Below are 25,622 nucleotides of genomic sequence, written 5' to 3' on the forward strand. Positions count from 1 at the left end.
AAAAAACAGCGTAATGAAAAAAATAATAATTATAACAGCAGCTTTTCTAGGTCTTGTTTTTACCGCTTGTGAAAACGAATTGGACTTGAATAGCCCAAATGATATTACAGTAGACCAATATTGGAAAACTGAAAGTGATGCACAAGCCGGTGTAAACTCTATTTATGCCATGTTTTATAAAGACGGTTTGTGGGCAAGATGGATTTATTTCCGTCTGGATTTAACTTCTGATGAAGGTTATAGCGTGAGTCCGTGGACAGAATTGGCAGATTGGACGAGATTCAATTATATCAATTATAATTTTTGGGAAGGAAATGCTGTAACGTGGAGAGATACTTACAAAGCTATTTTTAGATGTAATCAGGTTTTGGCTAATGTTCCGAATATCACTTTTCAGAACGAAGATGATAAAAAGAAAATTATCGCGCAGGCTAAATTCTTTAGAGCATTGCACTATTACTATGCAGGTGTAATTTGGGAAGATGTGCCGTTGGTTTTAGATCCGTCTACGCCAGCAGATTTGCCAAAACAAGTAAAGGTAGATGAAATATGGGCTCAAGTAGAAAAAGATTTGAATGAAGCTTTTGAAGATTTGCCAAGAGATTGGTCAGCTGATCAATTAGGAAGACCAGATAAAGGTGCCGCAAAAGCCTTTCTTGCCAAAGTATATATGCAACAGCACAAATGGAATGAAGCAAAAGGAGCTCTTGAGTTTTTAATTTCTGGAGGAGGAGCGAAGTACAGTTTGGTATCTAACTACAGAGATAATTTTACGGATACAAATGAGAATAATGCCGAATCTGTTTTTGAAATTCAGTTTGGAGATCAAAGAAAAGGAGGAACTGATGAAGCGCAAAATGCTGCAGTTTCTAGCAACCGTTCTCAGTTTTTCGCGCCAAGAGGAATTGGATGGTCTGACGGACAAGCACGTATTTGGTTAGTGGATGCTTTTAAGCAAGAAAACAATAAAGACGGAAAATTGGACGAAAGGTTAAGATGGACTTTATTCTACCCTCAGTTATTAGCCGATTTTGGAGACAAGACATACGGAAGAAATTGGGAATGGAACAATAATGAAGCTTGGTTTAGAAAAGGAAGCCGCGATTATTACAGAAATAACGAAGATTACTACAATCAGGTAAACTACAGATTGGTTCGTTATGCTGATATTTTATTGCGCTACGCGGAAGTTTTAAACGAATTAGGAAATACTGCTCAAGCGTATCAGTATGTTGATTTAGTTAGAGCTCGTGCAAATATGAATGCATTGGCAACAGCACATCCTGAAATTGGAAACGATCACGACAAATTCCTAGAGCGTTTGAAAATGGAAAGAGTTCTGGAATTGTGTGGCGAAAGCGTTCGTTGGGAAGATTTAAAACGTTGGGGAGATTTAAATTCTCAAGCTTCTGTTGATAAAATTGCGCTTCGTGATCCAGATTTTAAAAACTTCACAGTTGGAAAAAATCATAGAATGCCAATTCCGCAAAGCGATGTAGATAATAATCCAAATCTAGAGCAGAACTCTGGATATTAAAACTGATTTTTTGAGGGGATCAGATGTAAAAGTCTGGTTCCCTTATCATAAAGAACGATTGTTCAAAAAAATAAAATTGAAATGAAGAAAGTAAAATTGTGTCTGACATTTATGTTAGCAGGACTCGTATTGCTTAGCTGCAACAATAAAAAAAATAATCCTGAAGAAAAGGAAAGCGAAGTCGCCTCAATAGAAAAAAGAGAAATCTGGACAAAAGATCAGGCCAATAAATGGTACGCAGAACAGCCTTGGTTGGTTGGCGCAAATTATTCTCCTAGCACAGCTATAAATCAGTTAGAGATGTGGCAGGAAGATACTTTTGACCCCAAAAGAATCGATCAAGAATTGGGTTGGGCAGAAAATTTAGGCATGAATGTAATGCGCGTGTATCTGCATGATTTATTGCATCAGCAAGATGCAGAAGGACTTTACAAACGCATGGATCAGTTTTTAGAAATTGCTGATAAACACCACATAAAAACCCTTTTTGTTTTGTTTGATTCTTGTTGGGATCCGTTTCCAGCTTTAGGCAAACAGCGTGCTCCAAAACCGCATACGCATAATTCAGGTTGGGTGCAGGCTCCGGGACAAAAGGCGCTTCAGGATAAAACACAATATCCACGTTTGGAAAAGTATGTAAAAGAAACGGTTTCTCATTTTAAAGATGACAAACGTATTTTAGGTTGGGATGTTTGGAACGAACCAGATAATATGACAGGACCATCTTACGAAAAAGTAGAAATTAAAAACAAAGTTGATTTGATTTTACCGCTTTTAAAAGATGTTTTTGTTTGGGCGAGAGAGAGCAATCCTTCTCAGCCATTAACTTCTGGCGTTTGGGTTGGAGACTGGAGCGACGAAGCAAAAATGAAACCAATGCACAAAATGCAGATCGAGCAGTCTGATATTGTTTCTTTCCATAATTACAATACGCCTCAGGACTTCGAAAAAGTAATCAAACAATTACAGCGTTACGGAAAACCATTAATCTGTACAGAATATATGGCAAGACCAAACGGAAGCACTTTTGAAGGGTTTCTTCCAATTGCTAGAAAATACAACGTAGGTATGATCAATTGGGGATTTGTAGACGGAAAAACACAAACGAAATACGCTTGGGACAGTTGGACAAAAACATACACAGCAGAGCCTAAACTTTGGTTTCATGATGTTTTACATACAGACGGAACGCCATACATTAAAGCCGAAACCGATTTGATTAAGAAAATGACTGCTGAGGCGAATAAGAAGAATTAGATAATTAGATAATGTGTCAATTTGGTAATTAGATAATTCTTGAAATGTGTTAATTGACTAATTTTCTAATTGACACATTATCTCATTTTCTAATTATCAAATTGACTAATTATCACATTAAAAAATAGCTTATGAAAACAACAAAGAACTTATTTTTTCTAATGATGATTCTGGTTGGATTTTCCGCGAAAGCGCAACAACCAGATCCGCCGGGGCAAGTTAAGGGGAACGAAAAACCAAAAAACGAAGCCTATCTTTTTGCGCACATGACGCATAACGATTACGGCAGATTGTATTATTCGGTTAGTTTGGACGGACTTCATTGGGAAAATCTGAACAATGGAAAACGCGTTTTTGAAGATTATAAAGGACATCCAGACATTTGCAAAGGCCCAGACGGGAAATATTACATTGCAGGAAATACAGGAGACGATGCTAAAAGCATTAACATCTGGGTTTCGGATGATTTAATCACTTGGAAAAAACATTCTGATTATACGCCAGATTTAAAAAGCACGCCAGATTATTCAAACGCTTTACAGCGAATTGGTGCTCCAAAATTGTATTACGACAAAGATTCAGAAAAATTCATCATGACTTGGCACACGCCGCATTTGGAAGGAACTAAAGAAGATGGAGAACGTTATTGGGCTAGTCAGCGTACCTTGTATGTTTTGTCTAAAGATTTAAAAACTTTCGAAGGAACACCAAAACGTTTATTCGATTGGGATATGGGAACGATTGATGTTTTTATTCGTAAAGTTGGCGATTCTTATTACGCCGTGATTAAAGACGAAACGTATCCAACTTTGTATTGGACAACCGGAAAGACCATCCGAATTGCCAAATCAAAAAATCTTTTAGGACCTTATTCTTTGCCCCAGCAATCTATCAGTCCAAACTTTAGAGAAGCGCCAATGTTAATTCCTTCTCCAGATGACAAAATATGGTACATGTATTACGAACAATATCCAGGTGTTTCCTACGGATTATCGATTGCAGACAACCTAAACGGACCTTGGTTTCAAGCCTCAGGCTACACTTTTTTCTCAGATTGGGACAAATACAGTCTTCCGGAAAAAGTACGCCACGGCTGCATGATTACAATCTCTAAAAAAGAATACGACAGTTTGGTGAAGAAATTTGGTCTTACGAAGAAGTTATAAGTTATGAATTATGAGTTATGAGTTATGAGTTATGAGTTTTTGTTGTGATGACTAGCTGGTTATTTATTGAGGAATAAAATAACAATTAGCAAGAACTCATAACTTCTAACTCAAAACTCATAACTCAAAAAAATGGTTAGTTAAGTTAGTTTAGTTCAGTAATTATCGGGCTTATGTGGAGATGAGCCCGGTAATTCATTTTGATTTAGAAGAAAATCATGGCATTCATTAAATGCCTAAAAATATAGAATATGAAAAGAAAAAGCATCCTTTTTTTAGCCTTGTTATCCATGTTTGCGGTAAATGCGCAATGGAAACCACAAGGTGATAAAATCAAGACCAAATGGGCAGAGCAGGTTGATCCGAAGAAAACTTTACCCGAATATCCCCGTCCGATTATGGAGCGCGGCCAATGGAAAAATCTGAATGGTTTGTGGAATTATAGCATTCAAGAATTTGGAAAAGCAGTGCCTTCAAAATATGACGGGGATATTCTGGTTCCGTTTGCGGCTGAATCTAGTTTGTCTGGGGTTATGAAAGAAGTGGGAGCTAAAAACGAACTTTGGTACGAAACTCAATTTTCGATTGAATCGGGCTGGAACGGAAAAAATATCCTTTTGCATTTTGGCGCTGTCGATTGGAAAACAGAAGTTTTTGTGAATGATGTAAAAGTCGGTTCGCATACGGGAGGTTATACGCCATTTTCGTTTGACATTACGCCATTCATCCAAAAAGGGAAAAATCAAAAGCTAGTTGTAAAAGTTTGGGATCCTTCCAACGATGGGCCTCAACCAAGAGGAAAACAAGTCAAAAATCCAGAAGGAATTTGGTACACGCCTGTTACCGGAATCTGGCAGACGGTTTGGATTGAGCCTGTAAATGCTAAAAACATTGCAGCATTAAAAACAACGCCAAATATTGATCAAAATACGATTAGTATAAAAGCGGAGGCAAATGGAGCAGAAAAAGGAGATTTAGTTGAAATTTCTGTTTTCGATAACGGAAAAGAGATTGCTAAAGAAAAAGCGGTTGTAGGCGAAAGCAACGATATTGTTTTGAATAATCCGAAACTGTGGTCGCCTGAAAGTCCGTTTTTATATCAGACTAAAATTCGCTTAATCAGCAAAAACAAAGTGGTTGATGAGGTGAAAAGTTATTTTGCAATGCGAAAAATTTCATCTAAACGCGATGAAAACGGAATCGTGAGAATGCAGTTAAACAACAAAGATTATTTCCAATTCGGACCTCTTGACCAAGGTTGGTGGCCAGATGGCTTGTACACCGCGCCAACTGATGAAGCTTTGAAATATGATATTATTAAAACCAAAGAGCTAGGATTTAATATGATTCGTAAACACGTAAAAGTCGAGCCGGAGCGCTGGTATACGCATTGCGATCAGTTAGGAATTTTGGTTTGGCAAGATATGCCAAGCGGAGACGATCAGCCAGTTTGGCAAAATAGAAAGTATTTTGAAGGAACAGAATTACAGCGTTCGGCAAAATCAGAAGAAATCTACAGAAAAGAGTGGAGAGAGATTATGGATCATTTGTATTCTTATCCAAGTATTGTGGTTTGGGTTCCGTTTAACGAGGCTTGGGGGCAATTTAAAACTGTTGAAATTACAGAATGGACAAAGAATCACGATTCAACACGTCTGATTAATTCTGCAAGCGGAGGAAATCACTTTCAAACGGGAGATATTTTAGATTTACACAATTATCCTGGTCCAGATATGTATTTGTACGATGCTAGAAGAGTTACGGTCTTGGGAGAGTATGGCGGAATAGGTCTTCCGTTAGAAGGACATCTTTGGAGAGCAAATGACAACTGGGGTTATATCAAATTTAAAAATGAGGCAGAAGTTACCGCCGAATACAAAAAGTACGCGGAAATGCTTCGAAAATACGTTAAAACGGGATTCTCGGCTGCAGTCTATACTCAAACAACCGATGTTGAAGGCGAAGTAAACGGTTTTATGACCTACGATAGAAAAGTAGATAAAATGGATTTTAAAGCAGTGAACAAAATTAATACGGAGGTTATCAATGCTTTGAATTAGAGTTAAATTTATTTCTCTCGCAGATTTTGCAGATTACGCTGATAAAAAAATCTGCAAAATCTGCGAAATCTGCGTGAGAAAATTCAAAGACTAACAAAAAACTAAAAATGAAAAAATATCTAATCCTTTTCCTGTTCACAACGATAAGTTTCGCACAGCAAAAAACATTTACTAACCCAATCCTTCCATCGGGAGCAGATCCTTACAGCACATATTACAAAGGTTATTATTACTACACGAACACACTTGGAAACAAATTGGTTTTGTGGAAAACAAAAGATCTTTCGGATATTAAAAATGCAGAAAGTAAAGTGATTTGGACACCGCCGAAAAACACCGATTATTCGGCAGAAATCTGGGCGCCTGAGTTTCATATCATCAACGGAAAATGGTATTGCTATTTTGCGGCAGATAATGGCGATAACAACAATCACAGGATGTATGTTTTAGAAAATAAATCTTCAGATCCGTTTAAAGGGAAGTTTGAATTTAAAGGCAAAATCGCTGCGAAAACCGATAAGTGGGCCATTGACGGAAATGTTTTTGAATATAAAAAACAGCTATACATGATTTGGGCAGGCTGGGAAGGAGACAAAAACGGTCAGCAGAACATTTACATTGCCAAAATGAAAAATCCGCTTGAGATTGATGGCGATCGCGTTATGATTTCTGCACCAACAAACGATTGGGAAACACATGGCGCTTTGCACGATGAGGTGAATCCACCAGAGGTAAATGTGAACGAAGGGCCACAGTTTTTAGAAAGAAATGGAAAAATCTTCATTGTGTTTTCAGCAAGCGGCTGCTGGACCGATTTCTATGCTTTAGGATTGTTAACTTTTAATGGCACAGATAATTTGCTAGATGCAAATGCTTGGAAGAAATTTCCTGAACCGATTTTTAAACAATCTTCAACCAACAAGGTTTATGCGCCAGGGCATAATTCATTCTTTAAATCTCCCGATGGAAAAGAAGACTGGATTTTATATCACGCCAATTCAAACCCAGGAGAAGGATGCGGTAACAAAAGATCACCAAGAATGCAGAAAATAGAGTGGGACGCCAACGGTTTTCCAGTTTTGGGAGAGCCAGTTAGTGAAGGAACGCCATTGGCTATTCCGTCAAATTAAAGTCATTTTAAAAAAGATAAAAATGAAAAATATTCAAATTGCTGCAGTTTTGTTGCTTGTACTTTTCCAATTTAACTGTAAAGACAATAAAAAAGAAAATACGGCTTCAAAAGAAAGCTCGGAAATCAAATCAGATTCAGTAAAAACGGTTTTAGAGACTAAAAACTTCGACACGATAATCGATGGTAAAAAAGTCAGTTTGTATTGGATCGAAAATAAAGATATAAAAGCTGCTTTTACCAACTATGGCGGGCGATTAGTAGGTTTATGGGTTAAGGATAAAAGTGGAAAATCAACCGATGTTGTAGTCGGAATGAATAGCGTAAAAGGCTTCAAAAACTCAACAGAACCTTACTTTGGTGCTACAATCGGAAGAGTTGGCAACAGAGTTGCATTAGGCAAATTTACGCTCGAAGGAAAACACTATCAGATTCCGCTTAATAACGGAAAAAATGCGCTGCATGGTGGTATAAAAGGGTTTCAAGACGTTGTTTGGAATGCTGAAAAGACAAATGAGAATACGCTTGTTTTTACCTATGCTTCGCCAGATGGAGAACAAGGTTTTCGTGGAAATTTAAACGTAAAAGTAACTTATTCTATTACAGATGATCATGCGATAAAAATGGAATATGAAGCTACAACGGATAAAACTACGATTGTCAATTTAACCAATCACGCCTTTTTCAATTTGAATGGAGAAGGAAGCGGAACAATTTTAAATCATGAATTACAGATTTACGGAGATAAATTTACACCAGTTGATGAAGGTTTGATTCCGACTGGAGAATTGAAATCGGTAAAAAATACACCATTCGATTTTACATCAAAACATAAAATTGGCGAAAGAATAGAAACCAAAGACGAACAGCTGAAATTCGGAAAAGGTTATGATCATAATTATGTGCTTAATGCGGTTAAAAAAGACGGATTTATACATGCGGCAACGATTATAGGTGATGTTTCAGGTATTACTTTAGATATTTACACAGAAGAGCCTGGACTGCAATTTTATAGCGGAAACTTCATGCAAAGCAAAAACACCTTTAAATCAGGTGTTAAAGATGATTTTAGGACTGCTTTCGCTTTAGAAACACAGCACTTTCCAGATGCGCCAAATCAGCCAAAATTCCCTCAAATAACTTTAAAAGCAGGAGAGAAGTATCATACGGTTTCTTTGTATCAATTTTCGGCTAAATAGTTATGAGTTTTGAGCTGGAAATTAGGAGTTGAAAAACGTTATTTGAAAGACTTTTTTGTAAAAAATAAAAAAGACTTTTTTGAAGCGAAATGACGGGTTTTTAACAAAATTTTTATCATAGAGGTTTTCTATAGTGTTGTTTTAACTAATTGATTTTTAGTTTTTAAATTGATTTAATTAAATAAAAAGTTTAACAATGAAAATAAAAAAGTATTTTACGCTTTTAAGTCTGTTTTGTGTCTTTATTTGTTGTTCTCAAGATAAAGAAACGATTAAAAAAACGACTTCAAAAGAGCAACCAATCTTGTTGGCAGATCCAACTATTTTTTACGAAAATGGAGTTTATTATTTGTACGGAACAACGACAGGAGATTTTCCTAACGGAGAAGGTTTTCAAGTGTACACTTCTTCCGATTTAAAAAAATGGAAAGGTCCCATTGGAGCACAAAATGGACTGGCATTAAAAAAAGGAGATGCTTATGGAACGAAAGGTTTTTGGGCGCCACAAGTTTTTAAAAGCAATAATAAGTTTTATATGATTTATACTGCCGATGAGAATATTGCCATTGCAAGCAGCGATAGTCCGCTTGGGCCATTTAAAAACGATTCTAAGGCTTCAATGTTTAATTCCGGCAAACAGATTGATCCTTTCTTTTTTGTTGATCAGGACGGCAAAAAATACCTTTATCACGTGCGTTTGACTAATGGAAACCGAATTTTTGTAGCTGAATTGAATGATGATTTCTCTGGAATAAAAGAAGAAACGCTGAAAGAATGTATTTCTGGTATTCTTCCGTGGGAAAATACCCAGAATGTTTCATGGCCGGTTACAGAAGGTCCGACAGTTTTAAAGCACAATAATCTGTATTATATGATTTATTCTGCAAACGATTTTAGAAATCCCGATTATGCAGTGGGTTATGCGACAGCTTCAAGTCCAATGGGACCTTGGGAAAAAGCGACTGAAAGTCCGATAATTAGCAGAAAAGATGTTGGCATAAACGGAGTAGGTCACGGTGATGTTTTCTACGATAAAAACGGAAAAATGAAATATGTCCTGCATACGCATTTTAGCAATAGCGGTGTTTCTCCAAGAAAAGCAGCAATAATCGATATTGATTTTGATGGAAATAAAATCAAAGCAGATGCGAAAAGTTTTGTTTTGTTAACAGAATAAAACTTGTGATTTTAGAGTTGATAACGTGGGCTGACTTGTTTTTAAGTCAGCCTTTTTTTAACATTTTAACCTGCTTTTAACACAGATGCCATTTTAATATTGTCTATTTCAGTTCAGATTCGTACATTGTTAAAAATTACAGACATGACTAAAAAAATAGAAGACTTAATTCCGCATCGTGCTCCATTTCTCTTTGTAGATGAAATTATTTCTTATACAACAGACACAATCGTTGGTTTAAAGACGTTTACAGATAAAGATGCCTGGCTTCAGGGCAGTTTTCCCGATTTTAATTTTGTTCCGGGAACTATTTTGATCGAAGCTATGGCGCAATGTGGTGGTGCAGGAATAAAGCTTTTAGGAATCGCAGATGGCGTTTTTGGCTTAGTTAGCTTAGATAAAGTGGAGTTTTTTGGAGGTGTTGAATTCAATAAACTCGTTAAATTTGTCGTAAAAAACATTCGTACAAGCGAAAAAATCATAAAACAATCTGGTGAAGCCTTTGATGAAGATAAGTTGATTATGAAAGGAGAATGGATGTGTGTGAAGCTTCAGTGAGACAATAGACAATAGGAGCAAGAAGAAAGATTATAGAAAAACGCCTTGAGATTGGATTCTTAAGGCGTTTTTTTTTTTTTTACATTTTTGTTATGATGAATTCGCTTCGGCGATTGACTTGATGTTGCGCTTCTGTACACGGAACGCCATTGGAGCAATTATTGATTAATTGGGTTTCTCCGTAACCAATTGCGCTTTCGATTCTTTCGGGAGCAACTCCTTGAGAAATAAGATAATCTCTTGTGGCTTTTGCTCTTCTATCAGATAATTCCAAGTTGTATTGATCATTGGCACGAGAGTCGGTGTGCGATTCAATTTTTATAACAATTGAGTTATACTGATGCATTAAGAGAACTATTTTATTTAATTCTATTGCAGCATCATAGCGTATATCTGATTTGTTCAAATCAAAGAAAATGATTCCGATTTTTATTTTCAAAACTCCATTTTCCCGAGCAATTAAAGCAGGATCCAAACCTACAAGAGCTTCAGTTTTCCCAGAGCTATTTGCGGTAACAATGGCTTTAGTATTGGCGTTATAATTGTCCTTTGTAACCTCGATTGTATATGGAGTATTGCAATTTACGTTGTTGTTAAAATCATATCTTCCGTCAAGCTGAGAAACGGTTTCAGCCACTTTTATTCCGTTTGCATTTTTAAGCGTTACCATTGCACCGGCAATTCTGTTGTTTGAAATAGCATCGAAAACATAACCGCTTATGGCTTGGTTGCACGATCTTTCAAAAGAGTAAATATCATCATCGCCTTTTCCTGTTTTTCTGTTTGAGCACACAAAACCTTTGTTAGTGGCTTCGTTAACGATATAACCAAAATCATCTCTATTGCTGTTTAAAGGCGCTCCTAGATTGGCTGGTGTGTCAAAAGCGCCATCGTTTAATCTGCTTTCAAATACGTCTAAACCTCCTAATCCTAAAAATCCGTCAGAAGAAAAATACAGCGCCTGATCGGTAATGTATGGGAACATTTCGCGTCCTGTTGTATTTATTTTTTCGCCTAAATTTTTAGGTTCCGAGAATTGATTATTGCCTAAAATATCCACTACAAAAATATCGGTAGAACCAATTGTTCCTGGCATATCTGACACGAAATACAGCTTTTTACCATCTTTGCTTACGGAAGGATGCCCAACTGAGTAATTGTCGCTGTTAAAAGGCAATTCTTTAATATCGGTCCATTGCGTGGTTCCATTTTGATTTTCTACAGCCGTTGCCGAGTAGATTTTCAGATTGTTAATGCCTTTACTGTCACGTTTTAATTTCCCGTTATAATTATTTCGTGTAAAGTAAATTGTTTTTTCATCTGGAGAAAAGGCAATGCAAGCCTCGTGATACTTTGTTGTAATGTCCTTTCCGAAGCGTTCTTTAAAAGTGACATTAGATTGCGTTTCGCTTATTTTTCCCAGTTGCATATTCAGATAAGGCTGATCGTTCCATCCGTATCGATCTGTTTTCCAATAGGAAGAATCAGCAGTAGTAGAATAAACCAAGTCGCCTTTGTAATACATTGGCCCAAAATCGGAATTAGCAGTATTTATGTCTAAATTTTCTAACAGAAAAGAAGGTTTTATATTTTCAATATCTTCTAAAGTGACATTTTTAAGAGAAAAATTCTTAGCTCTTGGATCTGTCGATTTTTGCTTTTCGGAGAAATTTTTCATCCATTTTTTTGCCAGTTCATAATTCTGAATTCCTTGCAGCGACTGTGCGTAACGAAATAAATATTCCGCAGAAACTTCATTCGGATAGTCAGCAATTAGCTTTCCGTACCATTTTGAAGCACTGGACATTTTTGTATTGAAATAATAAGCGTCTCCAAGTCGCTGAAGTGTTTCTTTGGAAGCATCTCCATTGTTGATGGAAAGTTCATACGATTTTGCGGCTTCAACATAATACATCTTATCAAAAAGAGCATCGGCAGTTTTGTTTTTGGTTTGCGAATGAATCAGCTGTAAAACCAATAATGCGAGTATAGTAATTGTTCTTTTCATAGACTATTCGTATTAAAAGAATCTTGGTGATTTTAGTCCTTTTTTGCGTGAAACCAGTTCAAAACGAAGCATAATTTCGTGCGTACCGCTATTGTAATTCTGCAAAGCGGTTGTAGTATAATCGTAAGCGTAACCTGCCATAATCATTGGCGTGATCTGTATTCCGACCAAACCGCTCACAGAATCTGATGTACGATAGGAAACTCCAAGTGTAAGAGCGTTATTGAACATAAAATTGGCAGATATATCGGCAATCATTGGAGCGCCAGCCACATATTTTAGGAAAAGAGCAGGTTTGAATTTGGTATGTGCCGAAAGGTCAAAAACATAACCTCCAATAAGATAAACGTGTATTCTCTGATTGACCAAATCTTCGCTGATATCATCGTAAGTATAACGTTCGCGGGTCATAAAATTCGGAATAGAAAGTCCGATATAATCTCTTTCTCCATGCCAATACAATCCAGCTCCAATAACAGGAAGGAATTTGTTGGTAATGTTTTCACGAAACTGTACATCGGGATCTTTGTAACTTCCTTTAGACCAATCGATATTAATCACACGTCCGCCGCCTTTTATTCCAAAGGAAAGCTTGTGTGTTTCTCCAGATTTAATGGTGTAGGAGAAATTGGCATCTAGATATTGTTCGTCTGTAGGCCCGATTTCTTCGTTTACGATTGAAATTCCAAGACCTACATTTTTTCCGACTGGTGTATCGAGAGAAAAACTTTGAGTGTCTGGAGCGCCTTCAATACCAACCCATTGTGTTCTGTAAATTCCTGTTATAGCTAAATGTCCCAGCGAACCGGCATAAGCCGAGTTTACGGTGAGTGTGTTGTACATATACTGCGTGTATTGCGGGTCTTGCTGTGCAAAGGCTCCATATACCGAGAATAGAGTTATTATCGCGAAAACCTTTTTTATATTTTTAATCATAGCCAATTTTATTTTGGTTAATCCTATTCTTAAATTTTCTTTTTTCTGGATGGTTTTATTTGAGGTAAACCCATCCAGAGGTTTTTTTAGATCCGTCTCCTAAATCAAGGATATAGAAATAGGTGCCTTCAGGAAGCGTTTTGGCAGAACCTTCCGCTTTTCCGTCCCAAGTATTTTTATAACCTTTTTGGTAGTAAACCAAATTACCCCAGCGGTTAAAGATTTCGAGCTGATTATTTGGATATCTTTCAATACAATCAATGTAGAAGAAATCGTTTTGGCCGTCGTCATTTGGTGAAAACTCATTATAGATTTTCAGACAGTTTGGCGAAACGGTTGCGCTATCCTGATTGTTTGCCGAATTGGTGTCTATCTGATCCAGTTTAACCAAATGAGCATTGTTCAAATAATCATTAAAATCGACCACCTTAACGGTTAATGTTAATGTTTGGATCGTTCCTTTGTTAATTGCTGGAATGCTCCAGATTCCTGTTTTCGAATCATAAGTTCCAGAAGTCACCGCCGAGTTTACTAATGAATATCCTTTAGGCAACACATCTTGAACTTCTACATTTGTTGCGGTTAAATTGCCTAAATTCTCTGCCGTTATAGTAAAGACTACTTGGCTATCCATTGGAACATCTGTTTTATCGACTTCTTTATTAATCGCTAAGTCGGTAGAAGGAATGTTAATAGATTCAGAATCTTCATCATCCTCGCTTTGGTCTCCGTTATCGTTATTTGGAGTCGAGTCAGGGTCAAATTGATTGCTGGCAGTTACTTGAGCAATGTTAACATAATCAACACTTTCCAGTCCAAGTGGGTTGGCTACAGTTGCCTCGTACGTTAGCGTAATGCCTCCGACAGGAACGGTTAAATCGACCCATTTTATAATGTCTTTGCTAAAGATACCTCCATTATTGATATTCGATATATTCTTGAATCCAAGCGGTATCAAGTCTTCAACAGCGACACCAGTAGCGGTGCTTGGGCCTTCATTGTTAAGCTGTAAGGTGAATGTGACAACTTCGTTTACATTTGCGTTTTTGTTGCTGGCTGTTTTTTCTAGACTTAAATCGGCAACGGCAACTTTGATTTGCAAACTGTCATAGTCATCTTCGGTCGTGACTCCATTATTTGGAGTCGAATCTGGATCTGGTAGGTTGCTGGCTATAACCTCGGTTATATTTGTATATTCGCCTGCTATGCCTGACGGCTTATTTACTGTTGTATAAATATCCAATGACTGATCGGTTCCGGTTGGAATATTTCCGACATTCCAAATACCTGTCACATAGTTGTATAAACCGCTCGTAGGACTACTGGTTTGATAAGTAAATCCAGGAGGCAGCAAGTCTTTTACTCTTACACCAGAGGCATCTGCAGGACCATCATTGGTTACGGTGACAGTGAAAATAACCGTTGAACCTACATCGTGAACGGCATCTTGATTAAGGGCTGTTTTCTTAATAGACAAATCTGCCATTACAATTACTGGTGTAACCGCAATGCTATCATAATCATCTTCAGTCGTAACTCCGTTACCTGGAGTACTGTCTGGATCATGCTGATCTGCAGTCATAATTTCTGCTGTATTCAAGTATTCGTCTGGAGTACCTGTTGGACTTTTTACAAAAACATTCAAAATTAAAGTATGACTATTTCCAGCAAGGATGATTCCCGGAGTCCATTCGCCCGTTACAGGATTATAAGGTCCCGAAGTCGAATTATAGAAAATATAATCATATCCAGAAGGCAATACATCTTTTATGGTAACACCAGTAGAATTGCTAGGGCCTGAGTTGGTTACTGTAATAGAGAATGAGATTTGCGATCCTACGGCAGGATTAAGTATATTATTGATTACTTTTTTCTCTATTGAAAGATCGGCTACTGCAGGAACAGGACTCAATAACACAGAACTGATGTCATCTTCTGAAGTAACTCCGTTATTTGGAGTTGAATCTGGATCCAATTCATTAGAAGCGTAAACCTCTGCAATGTTTTGATAGTCTCCGGTTGTATTGACTTTGACACCTATTTGTAAAGACTCTGAAGCTCCACTTGGTATAGTGCCAATATCCCAAATTCCAGTTGTATTATAATATTGTCCAGATGTAGAACTGTATACCACATATTCGTAACCGCTTGGCAGCATATCGAGTACTTTTACCCCAGTAGCATCTTGTGGACCGCTGTTGGTTACGGTTACTTGGAATGTAATTGTTGCTCCAAATATTGGACTTAAATTTCCGCCAATTACAGCTTTTACAAGAGATAAATCTGCCATTGGAGGAACAGGAACAGTTGCAATTTCTGCATAATCATTTTCAGTAGTAACTCCGTTGTTTGGAGTTGAATTTGGATCTGGAAGGCTGCTTGCAGTAACTTCGGCCGTATTTAAATAATTGCCAGTTGCATTTACAATAGCGGTTAACTGTAATGTCTGAGAATCTCCATTAACTAAAGAACCAATACTCCATTTTCCTGTGGTACTGTTGTATGTTCCTTTTGTTGCTGTAAAACCGCTAAAGGTATATCCTGTAGGCAATAAGTCAGTCACTTCAACTCCAGAAGTATTCTGCGGGCCGTTATTTGAAACAATGATTTCAAAAGTTACCGATGATCCAATTAATGGAGTAGGATTATTAACTGTTTTGGTTAAAGATAAATCAGCAGATTGTCCTAATGGTGAGGTTGTAGCCGTTCCATAATCATTTTCAGTTGGATCTCCGTTTCCAGGTGTTGAATTTGGGTCTGGCAGATTGCTTGCAGTTACCTCGGCAATATTTACATAGTTTCCTGTTGGGTTAACAATAGCTGTTATTCTTAAAACTTGCGAATCTCCATTTAGAAATGTGCCAATTGTCCATTTTCCCGTTACAGCGTTATAGACTCCTTTTGTGGCACTATAAGTAACAAAAGTGTATCCGGTAGGCAGCAGATCGGTTATTTCAACACCAGAAGTATTTTGTGGACCATTGTTTGTTGCAATTATTTCAAAAATAACTGGCGACCCTACTAATGGAGTGGTATTGTTAACCGTTTTAGTTAAAGATAAATCTGCGGCTTGAGCATTTGGAGTGACTGTTGCCGTTGCATAATCATCTTCTGTTACAACCCCGTTATTTGGAGTCGAATCAGGGTCAGGAAGTGTACTTGCCGTTACTTCGGCAACGTTTATATAGTTTCCTGCCGGATTTACTATAGCTAAAATTTGTAAAGTCTCTGATTTTCCATTGATTAAATTGCCTACAGTCCATAATCCAGTCGTTGGATTATAAGTTCCTGTAGAAATCGTGAAATTAGAATAAGTGTAGCCGCTTGGAAGTAAATCGGTAACCGTTACACCTGAAGTATCTTGAGGCCCGTTATTGGTTACAATCACTTCAAAAGTAACTAAAGAACCAACTAGCGGATTACTATTGCTTACTGTTTTGGTCAATGATAAATCTGCAGATTGTGCCGTCGGAGTAATAGTTGCTGTAGCATAATCATTTTCAGTAGGAACTCCATTGTTTGGAGTAGAATTAGGGTCAGGAAGAGCTGCTGCAGTTACTTCGGCAATATTAAGATAATCGCCAGAAGCATTTACTATGGCTGTAATTTGCAGTGTTTCAGATTCTCCATTGGCTAAATTACCAACTGTCCAAAGACCTGTTGCTGAATTATAGGTTCCTCTAGAAAGGGTGAAACTACTATATGTATATCCTGAAGGCAACAAGTCGGTTATTTGAACTCCCGTATTATCCTGTGGTCCATTATTGGTAACAACAACCGCAAAAGTTACTGGTGAGCCAGCTACAGGCGTAGTATTGTTTACCGTTTTGGTTAATGATAAATCAGATGATTGCGTTACAGGCGTTGTTGATGCTTCAGCATAATCATCTTCTGTTGTCACTCCGTTATTTGGAGTTGAATCAGGATCAGGCTGATTACTTGCTGTAATTTCGGAAGTATTTGTGTAGTTTCCTGCAGCATTTACTACCGCTGTTATTTGTAAAGTATGAGTAACGCCAATTGTGACATTTCCGACAGTCCATACTCCTGTTGCCGAATCGTAGCTTCCGGCCGTTGCACTATAAGATGCGTAAGTATATCCAGAAGGCAGTAAATCGGTAACGGCAACTCCATCTGCGGCTTGTGGTCCAGCATTGCTTATTTGAAGACTGAAAGTTACTTGAGAACCTACAAGTGGGGTAGTGTTATTTACTGTTTTGGTTAATGATAAATCGGCTGATACTGGCACAGGAACTGTTGTTGCTTCGGCATAGTCGTCTTCTGTAGTAACACCATTATTTGGAGTTGAATCAGGATCAGGCTGACTGCTTGCTGTAATTTCTGCACTATTAGTATAATTTCCAGAAGCATTTACTGTAGCTGTTATCTGTAAAGTATAAGAATCTGAAATAGGCATGTTTCCAACTGTCCATAGACCTGTCGTCGGATTATAACTTCCTGTTGTTGCGCTATACGATACGTAGGTATATCCAGAAGGCAGCAAATCGGTAACAGTAACTCCATTGGCTTCCTGCGGACCAGAATTAGTTACCTGAATGCTAAAGGTTACCTGTGAACCAACTGGCGGAGCAGTATTGTTTACGGTTTTAGTTAAAGATAAATCTGCTGATGTTGGAACAGGAACTGTTGTAGCTTCTGCGTAATCATCTTCTGTTGTAACGCCATTATTTGGTGTGGAGTCTGGATCAGGGAGATCAGCAGCAGTTATTTCGGCTTTGTTCGTATAATCGCCACTTGGGTTCACTTTTGCCACAATTTGTAGTGTTTCCGAATCACCATTTACCAAATTACCAACTGTCCATATTCCTGTAGCAGCATCATAAGTTCCTGTAGAAACGGTAAATCCAGTAAAAGTATATCCAGACGGAAGTACATCTGTTACTTGTATACCAAGATTGTCTTGCGGGCCATTATTGGTCACAACCACTTCAAAAGTAACTAGAGAACCCACTAATGGCGTAGCATTATTAACCATTTTAGCCAAAGATAAATCTGAAGACTGCTGAATAGGAATAGTAGTTGCCGTTCCGTAATCGTCTTCTGTCGGTACTCCATTATTTGGTGTTGAGTCAGGATCTGGAGTGTCGCTATTGGTAACTTCTGCAATATTGGTATAATCTCCCGTTGCGTTAACTATTGCATTTATCTGTAAGGTTTCAGATTCGCTGCTTTCTAGTATATCTAGCGTCCATAAACCAGTTGTACTGTCATAAGTTCCACTTGTTGCATTAAAAGTAGCAAAAGTATAGCCAGAAGGCAGTAAATCGGTTACCTGAACTTGAGCAGCATCTTGTGGACCACTGTTCGTGGTTATAATAGTAAATGTTACGAGAGAACCAACCAAAGGTGTAGCATTATTTACCGTTTTTGTTAATGATAAATCTGCAGATGGCGGTATAGGGGTTATTACAACATTATCTTCGTCATCTTCACTCTGATCTCCATCGTCATTATTTGGCGTACTATCAGGATCAGGAAGATCACTGGCAGTAACTTGTGTTATATTTTTGTAATCTCCTGTCGGTAATACTTTTACATCTAGAATAAGTGATTCCGAAACTCCAGCATCGACCGTACCAACGCTCCAGATACCAGTAGCGCTATTATATAAACCTGCAGAAGAGCTGTAATTCACATATTGGAAACCAGAAGGCAGTAAATCTGCTACTTGCACTCCTGTCGCATTATTAGGTCCGTCGTTTTTAATTATAAGTTCAAAGGAAATCTGACTTCCAACTACAGGACTTGTATTGCCAGCGACTACATTTTTAGTTAAAGATAAGTCGGCAGAAGGCCCAATAAAAGTGATTTCAGCATCATCTTGATCATCTTCAGAAGGAACGTTGTTATTTGGTACACTATCTGGATCAGGTAAATCGCTGGTTATGACTTGAGCAACATTAAGATAGTTTCCTAAAGGATTAACAAAAGCATTAAAAGTAAGATTGATATTTGAGTTTGCGGGCAATACTAGATCTCTCCATTCAAGTGTAGCAGTGGCTACTTGATAAGTACCACCAGCAGATACTGATCCTGGGATAAGCGTATATCCTACTGGAATAACATCTTTCACACCAACGCCAGTAGCATTTCCAGGACCTTTGTTAACGACGTTAATTGTAAAGCTAACTTGGTCACCGGCTGAAGCTGAAGTAGGCGTGACAGATTTAGTTAGTTCCAAATCAGCTTGTTTTAGGGAAACGGAAGCTGTTGATATATCATCTTCGGGCAATCCATTTCCTGGGGTACTATCGGGATCGAATTGATGTGCGGTTTGAATTTCTGCCGTATTAAAGTAATCGCTCATTGATGTCACAACATTTACCTTTGCTGTAATTTGTAAGGCAAGAGAGTTTCCATTATTCAGATTGCCAACATTCCAAATTCCTGTACCATTGTTATATTTTCCACCTCCATTGTCGCTCACATACGTAAAACCTGGAGGCAAATGGTCCGAAACCGTAATTCCAGTTGCATTATTAGGGCCGCTGTTGGTAACTCTAATTGTAAATACAACATTATCGTTTATGCTCACGGTTGCTGGCGAAACGGTTTTCTGTAATGATAAATCGGCTACATCTAGAACTACTGTTGCACTATCTTGATCATCTTCTGACGGATTTTGGTTGTTAGGCGTACTATCCGGATCAAATTGATCTGAAGCAACAACTTCGGCTGTATTTACATAAGATCCACCGGGCAGAATAGTAGCTTTGAATGATAAGTTTAAAATGCTGCCACTCGGAATCGTCATGCCGCTCCAAGTAATTGTATTGTCTCCAACATTGTATACTCCTCCCGAAGTAACCGTTCCAGCAACAAGTGCAAAACCGAACGGAATGAAATCACGTACCGCAACATTAGTGGCTGTAGCAGATCCTCCAAGTGCATTATTATTAAAGACATTTATATTGAAAGTAACAACATCGCCAACACTTCCAGTTGTTGGAGATACTGTTTTGGTTAATTCAAGATCGGCAATTGATAGAATAGTCAGGTTCATAGTATCTGATGAAACGGCACAATTACCATTGCTTACAGTCCATTGCAAAGTATATATTCCAGGAACAGTTCCAGTGACAGCTGTGGTAGGTGAGGTTGAATCCATAAAACCTACCGTACTTGGTCCTGAAACCTGAGTCCATTCACCAGTACCAACTGTAGGAGTGGTAGCATTTAAGTTTACAGGTGAAAATTGAGGAATTATTTGATTTGGTCCTGCATTGGCAGTTGATGGATTTTCGTAGATGGTAACCAAAACAGTATCTTCAGAAGTACAGCCGTTTACATTTACTGTTGTGGTCTTCCAACGGAATTGGTAAGTACCAGGAACAAGTCCGAGCATTAAGGAATTAGGAAGGTTTGGCGCTGCAATATTGGCATTATTCGGCCCTAAATCCTGCGTCCATTCACCAACACCAGAAGTGACAGGTGTGGCAGCCATGGTAGCAGTGGTAACAGCACACAATTCTTGATCAGGCCCTGCTTCGGCAATAGATGGCGGTACATCATTGAATGTTATGGAAACTTGGTCTGATGTTGGCTGACATAATGATGGATTGGTAAAAGGGCCATTGCTTACCGTCCAAGTTAAGACATAAGTACCTAAAACATTAATATTGGATAATGTAGTAACTGGACTGTTTGGGTTGTCAATTACAGCGGCTCCTCCTGGAGGCTGAGAAGCAAATGTCCATGTACCAATTCCTACCGTAGGTGGTATAGCTGCAGTTTTGTAAGTAGTCTGGCAAGCTACTGTGTCATCAGGGCCAGCATTTGCACCACTTGGAGGTGCATTCATAACAATTCTCACAATATCAGACAATGTTCTGCAAGAAGGACTTTCAAAAACCCATTCCAAAATATATAAACCTGGTACTGTTAAGCCTGTGACTGTCGTCAATGGAGCAGTAGGAGTTGTGATTACAGCTACACTTCCAGCAGGTTGAGATGCAAAACGCCATTCGAAAGTAGCAACATCTGGCGGAGGTACATTTCCTTGTAAAGTTGCGGTTCCGTTAACATCAGAAATACATAATGTTTGATCTGGACCTGCATTCGGTGGTATACTCGCTCCGCTAAATATTTCAACATTTACAGAATCAGAGGATCCTGGACAAGTTGATCCATTAGGAAAATTGGCACTAGATGTGGTGTAGGTAAAAACGTAGCTAGTCCCAGGAACAACAGTAGCATTTGCAATATAACTGTTAGGTGGAGATTGGGATATATGAACATCTGCTGGATTTCCAGAAGTGCTAGTAAGTGTCCAGGTTCCAGTTGAATTTTTATTTCCTGTAAGCTGAATGCTGGTAACATCGCAATAAGTTTGATCAGGTCCTGCATCTGCCGCTGGAGTAACCACCACAACCATATCATCAAAAGTTCCTTGACATAAGAAAATGCTTTTTGCAGTTATGGTCCATCTAAAAGTATAAGTTCCCGCTACAAGCCCATTAATTACCGTATTTGGATTAGTAGGGTCAACAATATTAGGTTGGTTTGGTGCGCCAGTTAACACAGACCATTGTCCAGTTTCAAAAAAACTGTCGTAAGTACTTCCAGCCATTGTAACGCTTGTGTTGGCACAAATATTTTGATCTGGCCCCGCAATAGCTTGGTGAGGTGGAATACCTATTGTTAAATTAACGTCATCGAATGCTTGACCACAGACCGAAGCATCTACTGTCCATCTAAAAATATAATAACCACTATAGGTAAAAGTAAAAACTGCGTTTGGGTCATGAATATCACTTATAGTATAGTCTCCAACACCGGAAATTCTTGTCCAAGTTCCAATTGAACCACTGCTGGTTGTGGCGGCCATTGTAATGGTAGATCCACAAATTTCTTGATCAGGACCTGCATTTGCTGCAGGAGGAGTATTGGCAATTGTAACCGAAACACTGCTTTGATTTGGCGCGCAAAGTCTTGTTATAGTTTCTATAGACCAAGTGAAAACATACGTTCCATTTCCTGGAACGGTAACTAATGTATTAGGATCGCTAGTATCTGCAATAACAACACCTGCTGAAGGTGTTACAGACCAAATACCTACTTCAAGAAAGGTAGGAGTATTACCGCTGAGGTTAAAAGATGTTGTTCCCGAAGGATAGCAGGCATCTGGACCTGCGTCAGAAGTTGAGGCAGCAGTCGAATTATTGGTGCCGATTGTTACGTTATCGGATGCAGATGAACTACAAGATGGACCAGGGTGAAGATAAGAAACCGTCCATTGTAATTCATATGCTGATACTGTTGAGGTAAAGCCTGTTGCTATCGCATTTGGATCATTAACATTAGAAAACGTAATCGTAGTTGGTCCAGAAATCTGACTCCATGTGCCTATTTCACCCGCCTGTACTGCTGCAGCTCCAAGGCGTACTTGAGAATTGGCACAGACAATCTGATCGGGTCCGGCATTTGGAGTTCCTAAGTTAGTGTCGGATACATAGATAGTTACTGTAGAAACTGAAAAACCACAGGTTGCACCGCCTCCTTTGGTTATATATTGAAAAACATAAGTTCCAGGAATAAGTCCCGTTACTTGAGTGTCTATAGCAAAGTTATCAGCAATTGTGGCCTGATTTGGTCCACTAAGCTGGCTCCAAAAATGCATACCTTCGCCAGTTACAACTCCAGAAAGCATTGTGCTCGTATCACCGCAAGGCAAACTTACATCAGATCCTGCATTAGATGGAGTAGGATCACCAGAAACTAGAATATTTAGAGTATCAAAACCATAATCGCAGCCAGCAAGAATTGATCCGTTTTGGCTTCTAATAAATTCGACAGTATATTCTCCAGGTGTAGTAAGTGTTAAAGTCAAAGAATTTCCAGCATCTTGCAATGCAGTAGGGAAAGGGGCGAGAGGAGAAGTGTCTGGTCCTGTCACAATTCGATATTGATTTACTCCAGTTCCTGTTACGGTAAGCGGAATAGTAAAAACAGTTGCATTACAGCTTCCAACCATGTCATCGCCATTATTGGCTACAATGGTTCTTGTTGCTCCGTTATATTGTACATGGTAATCTTTAGTAAAAACACAACCCGTATTGTTATTGGTAAGCGTATATCTAAATGTATAGGGATCACCAGCATCAGATATATTTGTGACTAGTGTAGTGGGATTTGTTGGAGAAACAATTACGGCGCCAGAATCTCCAGCTATTTGTGTCCATTGAACAGTCTCACCAGCATATAGTGGAGTTTGTGCTACTAATGTTACTTGATTAATATTGTTGTCACAAAAGAAAATATTTTCATCGCCACCAGGAAGTGTCGTAACATCTTGTGTCGCGGCAGGAACATTAATTACTACTGTATCATTGCCAGAAGCACAAGGGCCAGTTACAGTCCATCGAAAAGTATAAGTTCCCTGTACAAGATTTGAAACTCCTGTATTATTAGCGCTAGGATTGGCAATTGTTGGCGTATTTGGGCCAGTTACAAAAGTCCATTGACCATTTTGTCCATTAAGTCCGCAACCGCCATAAGTAGCATCAAGATTAGTACTTTGTGTTGTTGTATAACAATTGCTGAGTGTTTGATCTGGTCCTGCTGAAACAGGTTTAACACCACCATAATTGGTTACCGTTATCTGAGAAGTAGTTCTACAGCGCTGGCCGGGAGCATATTCAGGACCTTCGATAACCCATTGAAGTGTGGTAACACCGCAACTTGTAGAAGGTAAAGTTATAGTTGAGGTTGGCAGATTAGGAAAATTAATTACTACTCCAGCATTATTAGCTCCGACGATTTCCCAATGACCAGTTTCTCCTGTATTTTGAGGCGCATTTGCAGTAATAGATAAATTTCCAGAACTATTTGGACAGCTTGTTATATTGCTTCCTGCAATTGCAGTAGTAATAGGCTTAACATTTACCACTTTATCCTGATAAGCTGTAATTCCGTCGCCACAAGTTGCGCTATATCTAAAAATATAAGTATTCCCTCCAGTATAGCCAGAAACAGTTGTGCTTGGACTTGTTGGCGAATTGATGGTTACTGCTGGACCAGAGATTTGAGTCCATTTGACTGTGCCAATAATAGGACTCGGATTGTTTCCAGTTAAAACCATTGCATCGGTTGCGCAAATGGTTATATTCAATACTCCGGCGTTTACAGTACAGTTTTGTGCATTTGTTTGAAAAGTGAGAAAAATTAACAATGCAGCAAAAGCTAGTTTTTTTGATAAAGTGCAGATTCTCCAAGAAAAATAAAATTGTGCCATAAGCAATCAGGAATAGAAAGGAGGCAAATTAATGTTTAACCGCCTTAAATTAATAAATTGATTTTGAGCATTAATTAGTTAAGATTTTTGAATATATCTGGGGATACTCAAATTTAAAGAAAGATAGCCTTGAAATTTTTTTTTCGATGTTGCATATTATAAAATGAAACAAGAAAACAGAGGATGAAACAATAAAAAAGCCCTAAATCTTAGACTTAGGGCTTTTTAAATAATTTTTTAAAACTAGAAAGCTTCGCCGATTCTGAAATAAATTCCCCAATCTCCTTTTCCGACTGCACCATCTAAACCAACATTAAATTTTGATTTTTTGAACGGATTGTATCGATAACCAACACCGCCTCCAGGATACATTTTCCAGTCAAAGCTTGGAGTATCAGAACCATAAATAGTGGCGATACCAAAAAAGCCAACCAATCCCATTTTCTTTCCAAAGTTGTATCGGTATTCGCCTTGAATATCCATTAATCCGGCTCCTCTGTATTTTCCTTCAGAATAACCGCGAATATCTGTACCGCCAATAGTGCTTTGCTGTTCAAATGCAACATTCCCAAGTCCGAATTTCCCAAAAACACGAGCTGCAATAACATCTTTATTATCTCTAGTTGGAATATATCTATTGGCTTGAAAAGATATTCGATTTGATGCCAGTTCGTTATCTAAAAATTTTGGATACGTAGACCAATCCAGTTTAATTTTGTATCCTATCGTAGGATAATAAACGGCATCTCTAGTATCAAATAATAAGTTTACAACTAAAGCATTACTATGTGAAACCGACGAAGGAGAAACATTATCCTCATATACTGTATTGTAATGTGCATAAGTATAAGAAAGTCCACCATAAAACTTCCCGGCAATTTCGCGCTGGCCGCCCAAACTAAAAATATTTGTTTTGGTTCCGTAATCGTAAAAATCTGGCTGTTCTATATCATCAACATAAAATTGGGAATTCTGATTTCCGGTAAAAAAGAAAAATTTCAAACGCCATTTGTCCTCATTCAAGTACCATTTATTAAAGAAAGCCAAAACATAAGATTTGTTAGTGGTATAAATGGCCGACATTCCAGATAATGATTTAGGAGAAATAGTATCATTATGATTGACTTTGTACATTGCCATTGGAATAACCCCAAACATAAAATCAAGATTTCTATTGTAGCTCAAATAAGGCATTACTCTAAGTTCGATTTTCTTCTCTTTTGCTTTTTTTGGAACAGAATCGGTTATTTTTTGTCCGAAAGAAGAAAAAATAAAACAAGTAAAAAAGAGTAGGAGTAGAAAATGCCTCATGGTCTAAATTTGTTTAGTGAAACTTATATT

12 protein-coding genes are annotated in these 25,622 nt (G+C 38.1%); 8 read left to right on the plus strand and 4 right to left on the minus strand.

What is annotated here, in order from left to right:
• Positions 1–13: 13 nt before the first annotated feature.
• From AC1Q5Z_RS04315 to AC1Q5Z_RS04350, 8 genes are all read left to right on the plus strand, one after another.
• The gene (locus AC1Q5Z_RS04315; RefSeq protein WP_492443884.1) at positions 14–1,537 is read left to right on the plus strand and encodes a RagB/SusD family nutrient uptake outer membrane protein; all 1,524 of its coding nucleotides are present in this window, start codon (positions 14–16) and stop codon (positions 1,535–1,537) included.
• A gap of 81 nt (positions 1,538–1,618) precedes the next feature.
• On the plus strand, positions 1,619–2,794 hold the full coding sequence (locus AC1Q5Z_RS04320; protein ID WP_492443885.1) for a cellulase family glycosylhydrolase: 1,176 nt from the start codon (positions 1,619–1,621) through the stop codon (positions 2,792–2,794).
• A 131-nt stretch (positions 2,795–2,925) separates the two neighbouring features.
• On the plus strand, positions 2,926–3,960 hold the full coding sequence (locus tag AC1Q5Z_RS04325) for a glycoside hydrolase family 43 protein (RefSeq protein WP_492443886.1): 1,035 nt from the start codon (positions 2,926–2,928) through the stop codon (positions 3,958–3,960).
• A 251-nt stretch (positions 3,961–4,211) separates the two neighbouring features.
• A complete protein-coding gene (locus tag AC1Q5Z_RS04330; RefSeq protein ID WP_492443887.1) occupies positions 4,212–6,020 on the plus strand; it encodes a glycoside hydrolase family 2 protein in 1,809 nt (602 codons plus the stop codon).
• Between the two features lie 107 nt (positions 6,021–6,127).
• A complete protein-coding gene (locus AC1Q5Z_RS04335) occupies positions 6,128–7,150 on the plus strand; it encodes a glycoside hydrolase family 43 protein (protein ID WP_492443888.1) in 1,023 nt (340 codons plus the stop codon).
• Positions 7,151–7,172: 22 nt separating this feature from the next.
• Positions 7,173–8,348, plus strand: coding sequence for an aldose epimerase family protein (locus AC1Q5Z_RS04340; protein ID WP_492443889.1), 1,176 nt, complete (start codon positions 7,173–7,175; stop codon positions 8,346–8,348).
• 196 nt (positions 8,349–8,544) lie between these two features.
• The gene (locus AC1Q5Z_RS04345; RefSeq protein ID WP_492443890.1) at positions 8,545–9,525 is read left to right on the plus strand and encodes a glycoside hydrolase family 43 protein; all 981 of its coding nucleotides are present in this window, start codon (positions 8,545–8,547) and stop codon (positions 9,523–9,525) included.
• A gap of 144 nt (positions 9,526–9,669) precedes the next feature.
• Positions 9,670–10,083 (plus strand): 3-hydroxyacyl-ACP dehydratase FabZ family protein, encoded by a 414-nt coding sequence (locus AC1Q5Z_RS04350; RefSeq protein WP_198855957.1) that lies wholly within the window; start codon positions 9,670–9,672, stop codon positions 10,081–10,083.
• 79 nt (positions 10,084–10,162) lie between these two features.
• On the opposite strand, the gene AC1Q5Z_RS04355 is transcribed toward AC1Q5Z_RS04350, so the two are convergent.
• The 4 genes from AC1Q5Z_RS04355 to AC1Q5Z_RS04370 form a co-directional block, all read right to left on the minus strand.
• On the minus strand, positions 10,163–12,091 hold the full coding sequence (locus tag AC1Q5Z_RS04355) for an OmpA family protein (RefSeq protein WP_492443891.1): 1,929 nt from the start codon (positions 12,089–12,091) through the stop codon (positions 10,163–10,165).
• A gap of 12 nt (positions 12,092–12,103) precedes the next feature.
• Positions 12,104–13,027 (minus strand): PorP/SprF family type IX secretion system membrane protein, encoded by a 924-nt coding sequence (locus tag AC1Q5Z_RS04360; RefSeq protein WP_492443892.1) that lies wholly within the window; start codon positions 13,025–13,027, stop codon positions 12,104–12,106.
• A gap of 55 nt (positions 13,028–13,082) precedes the next feature.
• Positions 13,083–24,281 carry a PKD domain-containing protein gene (locus AC1Q5Z_RS04365; protein ID WP_492443893.1) on the minus strand — a complete coding sequence of 3,733 codons (11,199 nt, stop codon included), beginning with the start codon at positions 24,279–24,281 and terminating at the stop codon, positions 13,083–13,085.
• A 243-nt stretch (positions 24,282–24,524) separates the two neighbouring features.
• On the minus strand, positions 24,525–25,592 hold the full coding sequence (locus AC1Q5Z_RS04370; protein WP_492443894.1) for a BamA/TamA family outer membrane protein: 1,068 nt from the start codon (positions 25,590–25,592) through the stop codon (positions 24,525–24,527).
• Positions 25,593–25,622 lie beyond the last annotated feature (30 nt).

It is taken from the genome of Flavobacterium sp. GW823-FHT06G12, from assembly GCF_058794775.1.